This window comes from Altererythrobacter sp. KTW20L (assembly GCF_023501975.1).
Lineage (GTDB): Bacteria > Pseudomonadota > Alphaproteobacteria > Sphingomonadales > Sphingomonadaceae > Alteraurantiacibacter.
The window spans coordinates 1-5,859 of record NZ_JAMFLH010000023.1; the positions used below are offsets into that span (position 1 = coordinate 1).

2 protein-coding genes and 2 pseudogenes are annotated in these 5,859 nt (G+C 59.3%); 2 read left to right on the plus strand and 2 right to left on the minus strand.

Annotated elements, in window-relative coordinates; all coding sequences use genetic code 11:
• Positions 1–192 (minus strand): annotated as a pseudogene (locus M3P36_RS15005) (GGDEF domain-containing protein); the annotation flags it as partial.
• 322 nt (positions 193–514) lie between these two features.
• On the opposite strand from M3P36_RS15005, the gene M3P36_RS15010 reads away from it, so the two are divergent.
• Complete coding sequence (locus M3P36_RS15010) at positions 515–1,822, plus strand: putative bifunctional diguanylate cyclase/phosphodiesterase (protein ID WP_249704517.1); 1,308 nt, start codon at positions 515–517, stop codon at positions 1,820–1,822.
• 270 nt (positions 1,823–2,092) lie between these two features.
• A pseudogene (locus tag M3P36_RS15015) lies at positions 2,093–2,302 on the plus strand (OmpA family protein); the annotation flags it as partial.
• A 111-nt stretch (positions 2,303–2,413) separates the two neighbouring features.
• Here the strand turns inward: M3P36_RS15015 and M3P36_RS15020 are convergent.
• The gene (locus tag M3P36_RS15020; RefSeq protein WP_249704519.1) at positions 2,414–5,740 is read right to left on the minus strand and encodes an EAL domain-containing protein; all 3,327 of its coding nucleotides are present in this window, start codon (positions 5,738–5,740) and stop codon (positions 2,414–2,416) included.
• Positions 5,741–5,859 lie beyond the last annotated feature (119 nt).

Genomic DNA, 5,859 nt, shown 5'->3' on the forward strand with positions numbered 1-5,859 from the left:
AGCGATGATCAGGACATGCGTCTCCGGCAGTGCCACAACGAAAGCTCGCGCGCTGAACAGGCCGAATAGCAGGGCGAAGGTGAGGTATGGCACGGCGAAGATCCGCTCCAGCCTGCGCGCACGCTTTACTGTCAGGGTGGCTTGTCCAGCTTCGTTCCGCAAAGTGATCAGGACCACCAAGCGGGCAAGCACGGCGATTGATCCTGCTGCACCAAATGCAATTAATCCCGGATCGGGTGTCTGCGTGAGAACGATTACAGCCACAGCCATGAAGGATGCTGCGATGATCGACGTGGGAAGGAGCGTCCTGAACAAGCTCTGGACGAGCTCGACATAGGTTCCCTCGGGAACGGCAGACGGGAAGGGTGACAGGGGGTTCATTTCGGCACAGCAGAGGTAAAGGGAATTCCTTAAGCAATCCCTAATGCGATGGCGCAGCCTCTAGGGATGTATCGCGTTTCCCCCACATGTTGCCTGTGCAAAGTCTTAACTCTCCAGTTACTATGCCGCTTCGATGGAATGCCCCCGCCTACAAGTCGACCATGCCCAAGCAAAGGCCAGTGCTGAACTGTTTGAGCCGGTTCAGGGCCGATATGCGAAGATGCTGTCCAGTTCCGCCACCGCTGCAATCTGTGCGGGTGAGGATAACCTCATCGTGTCCTGGAATACGGCGGCGGAGGAGCTTTTCGGCTACACCGCCGAGGAAGCCATTGGCCAGCCGCTTTCAATTATCGTCCCTCCGCGGCACCGGGCTGCCCACGTTGCGGGGTTGGCGCGAGCAACGAAGTCGGGCCATGCGCGCCTGGCTGGTTGTTGCGTCGAAGTTCTCAGCCTCCACGCCGACGGCACAGAGCGGCCTGTCGATCTGTCGCTGTCGATGTGGACCGAGGCGGGGCGCCCGATGTTCGGGGCACTCGTGCGTGACATCACCGACCGTCACGCCGCTCAGCGTCGGCTGGAGCATTTGGCCCACTGCGATACATTGACCTCGTTACCAAACCGGAACGCTCTCCACGAACGGCTCGCAAGAGAAATGGCGCATGGTCCATGCTCTTTGCTGTTGCTCGATCTGGATGGGTTCAAGCACGTCAACGATACCACGGGGCATTCCGTGGGGGATCAGCTTATCGCTGCGGTCGCTTCCCGCCTCACAGCTGCGCTCGGCGCGTCCGCCTATGTTGCTCGTGTGGGGGGAGATGAGTTTGCGGTCATTCTTGCCGGGACCAATGATCTTCTCGTGATCGACACGGTCGCAAAGCAGATCTTTGCTGCCCTTGTTCCTCCGTTCGAATTTGCCGGGCAGCACCTGTATGTCGGCACGAGCATGGGCATCGCCCTGGCGCCACGGGACGCCAGCGATGTCGAACAGCTTCTAAGCTGTGCAGACCTCGCATTGTATAGTGCCAAAGGCGATGGGGGAGGCATCAGGACCTACTTTACCCGCACCATGCAGACCAATGCCGAACAACGGCACCGGATGGGAATCGAACTGCGCGGGGCCTTGGGCAAAAACGAGTTCGAATTGCTCTATCAGCCCCAGGTGTCCCTTTCCGACGACTCCCTTCGCGGAGTGGAAGCCCTGTTACGCTGGCGTCATCCCGAGCACGGTCTCCTTTCGCCGCCGTCCTTTCTCGCCGAGCTTGAGGACAGCCCCATCGCCGAAGAAGTGGGCGACTGGATCATCGAAACGGCGTGCAAGGCTGCAGTAAGCTGGCATCAAGCCGGACTCGGATCGCTAAGAGTCGGTGTCAATCTGTTCGCATCGCAGTTGCGCTCGGGCCGACTAGCTGGTGAAGATCGCAACAAGAGCGGATACCGCTAACACCGATGCAGCAAGTGGTTTTGAAACTTGCATGAAGAGCGGTAGCCCGGGCCGAATGGCACGGGATTTTCCCTTTCGCCGGTCTACTCTGCCTTTGGGTGCCATCAGCGAGCGCTAGCCCGCTTTTGCCTAAGATTTCGATAAAGCCCTCCACGAGGAGGGCATCCGAACATCGACATCCAGAGGCTAATGGACCGGCAAGCGATGTTCAACCGATAGGCGTCGCCCTTCCATCATCAGCAGGTTTGCTGTCGTACCTGCAACCAGCGCCTATCCCTCGCGCGAGCCGAAGCAGTAAATGCCTTTATGGTAGAGTGGGAAGTGGCGGAGGAGCGAATGGTCACGCGGGGACACGGAGAAACCCGGCCGGTCGCGCCCAATGCAAATGCCGATGGCTCAGACGACGAAGCGGGGCGCCAGCGGAACCGCCGCACCGGAATGATCCTTCCGGGGCAGGCCGCCGACGGGGGATTGGATTAATCCCTACTTTCCGTCAGCTGATGCATGGCGGAGACCCTCCTCCGGGCCATGCCTGTCAGGCGGGGACGGATTGAAAAGGTGCCATCCTCACGCACGACATCTGCCTGGTGACTATCGACTACCACGCGCGTTCCGGACGAGCTTCAGGTGGGTAGCGGGCGGCGCAACCGGACCTGCGCGCAATGGCCGCGCCAGCAATGAAGGTACGATGTCAGCCGGTCGGGCCTGATCCAGCAGGAAGCCCTGCCCATAGCGGCAGCCATGCAGAAGCAGATGCTCCACCTGACTTTCCACTTCAACACCCTCGGCAATGACATCGAGTCCAAGACTTTGGCCCAGATTGATCACCGCGCGGACAATCGCGTCATCACCCGGATCGCTTTCCATATGCCGCACAAAGGTACGATCGATCTTGATAATGTCGACGGGGAATTCCTTCAGGTGACGAAGGGAAGCATAGCCTGTTCCAAAGTCATCAAGTGCGATTCTGACACCGGCAGCACTGAAATGCGCAAGCGCTCCGTGAACATATTCAGCGCCACGCCCCAGGAATACCGTTTCGGTGACCTCAATCTGGAACATGGACGTGGGAATCCGGGCCATTTCGAGTTGTTCAAGCACCCTTTCCGCAAAATTCTCGCGCCGGAAATCTGCGGCTGATGTGTTGATCGCAACGTGGCCAAAATCCAACCCAAGATCGAGCCATTGGCGCATGTTGGCAATGGTTTGTTCGACCATCCGGTCGGTCAGACTGGCAGCGACGTTGAGGTCTTCGAAGGCAGCTTCGAATTTCTCGGGAAGTTGCACCTGGCCTCCAGGCGTGCGCCAGCGCAGCAGGGCCTCGAAGCCGAGGATCTCTCTGCTGCGGAGATCGAACTTGGGTTGGTAGTACGGCATGACGCGGTTGTCGCGGATGGCTTCCCGGGCGAGGTGCACCATGGTCACGCGGCGCTCGATTTCGCGCCTCAGCCTCGGCTCGTAGATTTTCGTTGTCGATCGTCCCGAATTCTTCGCCGAGTAGAGCGCCACGTCGGCATTCTTCATGAGTTTTTCGGGGCCTTCTCCGTCACGCGGGAACACCGCCCCACCGATGCTGGCAAAGCAATCGAGAACCCGCCCCTTGTGGACAAAGGGTTCGCGCAGCCGATGCTGGATCGAGGCCGAGAGCTCTGCCAAGCGATGAGGTTCCTTCACCTCTGAGAGTATTATGGCAAACTCGTCCCCGCCGAGGCGGGCAATGATGTCGTCGGGACGCACAACGGAACGAAGACGGTCAGCAAACATCTGAAGCAGTTGGTCACCAACGTCATGACCAAGGGTATCGTTGATCTGCTTGAAGTGGTCGAGATCCAGCAGCAGGAGGCCAAACGGCCGTCCTGTAGTGTTGCTTCGTGCAGTTGCCTGTTCGAGCCGCTCATGGAACTGGGTCCGGTTGGCGAGGCCAGTCAGAGCATCATGGCTGGCCGACCAGCGAATCCTCTCCTCGGCCGATTTCTCAGCCGTCACGTCACGCAAAGTGAGAATGATACGATCGAGGCTTTTCTCTGCCCGGCGTGTCTTCCAGCAATTGATCGTTACCCATCGCTCAGCGTGATTGTCGGCGCGCACGAACCGGAAGGTCTCTTCGAATTTGACTGACGACATGTCCCGATGAGCGGAATCGAGCATGGCAAGGAAGCTCTGTCGATCCTCTGGATGAACACAATTGGCAGCCGTCTCCAGGCTCGGTTCCGTATCTGCCGGGAGGCCCAGAATATCGAGCAACCTGCCCGACCATTCGCGTGTGTCTGTGGCCGGGTCGTAGTCCCAAACTCCCAGGCCGGCTGCCTCCGCTGCAAGCCGGAAGCGCTCTTCGCTTTCGCGAAGAACCTGCTCCACCCCTTTACGGTCGGTAATATCGAGGTGCGCCCCGATACTGTGCACAATCTGACCGTTCGCGTCTCGTTGCATTCTGGTCCGGCTGTGGATCCAGCGCTCCTCCCCTGTCCGGCCATGAATAACGCGAAAATCACACTCAAACGTATCGTCCCCAGCGATGCTGGTATCGACCTTTGCCTGAAACATCTCTCGGTCATCGGGATGGACCCTGGCAAGCAGTGCCTCGAAGGGCAGGGTCTCCGAACCGGGCGGCAGGCCGAGTTGTTCGAGCAAGCGCTCCGAGACATGAGCCAGGCCATCCCCCGCAGCCCAGAACTCCGCCAGGCCAGTGATGTCGTGGACCAGGCGCAGACGTTGTTCGCTTTCCTGGAGCGCGATTTCGAACTGCTTGCGGTGCGTGATGTCACGATGCGCACCGATCGTCCTGACTACGCTGCCGTTGTCATCGCACAGCAGTTTGGTCCGGCAGGAGATCCAGCGAATCTCCCCATTGTCGACACGAACAATTCGATACTCGGAATCGAACACATCGGCATCAACCCGAGCCTCCTCCATTTCTTTCTGTAAGCGCACACGATCTTCAGGGTGGACCAGGTTCAGCCAATCCCAGATGGAGATCGTGTTATCACCGACCGGTAGTCCAACCTGCTCGAAGAACTTGTCGGAGCAAACCGTGACTTCGCCCCCGTCGTTCTCGAAATCGGCCAGGCCGGAAGCCTCCTGGATCAGCCGCAGCCGCTCTTCACTCCGGCGCAGCGCATTCTCGGCGGACTTGCGCTCGCTAATGTCGCGCGTGATACTCAGATGACCGTCCGCGCCGTCGGGAAAGCGGAAGGGGACGGCATGGGCTTCAACGCTACGGCGGGTCCCGTTCATGCCAACAATCTCGTAGGCCCAGACAGTGCTTTTCCCGGCAAGTACGCGCTGGTGGACGTCAATGCACATCGGCAAGTATTCCGTTGGAACGCTCACATGTCCTGACGCAGCGAGCGCTTCCAGGTTCGGTATCTCCAAGAGCCGCAAACCGGCCGGATTGATGTAGATCAGGTTCGCCTCGGCGTCGAAAATCTTGACGCAATCCGGCATGGCGTCGAGCATGGCGTTGAGGCTCGCTTCGCTCTTGCGCAAGGCGCTCTCCGCCGACAGTTGGACGGTGATGTCTTCAAATGTAGCGACCAGGTTGCCGCCGGAAGTCCGGCCAGGATGGATAACAAAGCTGCGGCCACCGCGGTCGATTTGCGCGCAGGTCGTGCGGTCGCTATCCAGATTGCTCCAGAAATCCTGCTCGATGGCATCGAGGGTTCGGCCCGGGGGGTAGTAGCCCAGGTCCCAGGCCATCTGGATCAATTCACGTGCGCTCGTTCCGGGGAGCACCCGTTCGGGAGGGAGCCCTACAGCTTGGGGATAGCGCCTGTTACAAAAGGCAATGCGCCCTTCACGATCGAACACGCAGATAGCATGGCGCACATTCTCGATCGCGTCTTCCAGCAAGTTGACCCTCGCCCGAAGCTGCGCGTTTTGCTCGAGGAGCTGCTGATTTTCCTCTTTGAGAGGCGTCATCACGGCGATCCCTCTCCCTATGGATCCATGCGTTGTGCCTCGGCTGGTTGATGCGTATCTATCGCGATTGCGCTGTGAGATTACACCCAGGCTGCTGCACGTTTGCCAGTCGCACGAGA

Coding starts and splice junctions, on each gene's coding strand:
- M3P36_RS15010 (WP_249704517.1), top strand. CDS start 515: ATGGAATGCCCCCGCCTACAAGTCGACCATGCCCAAGCAAAGGCCAGT.
- M3P36_RS15020 (WP_249704519.1), bottom strand. CDS start 5,740: ATGACGCCTCTCAAAGAGGAAAATCAGCAGCTCCTCGAGCAAAACGCG.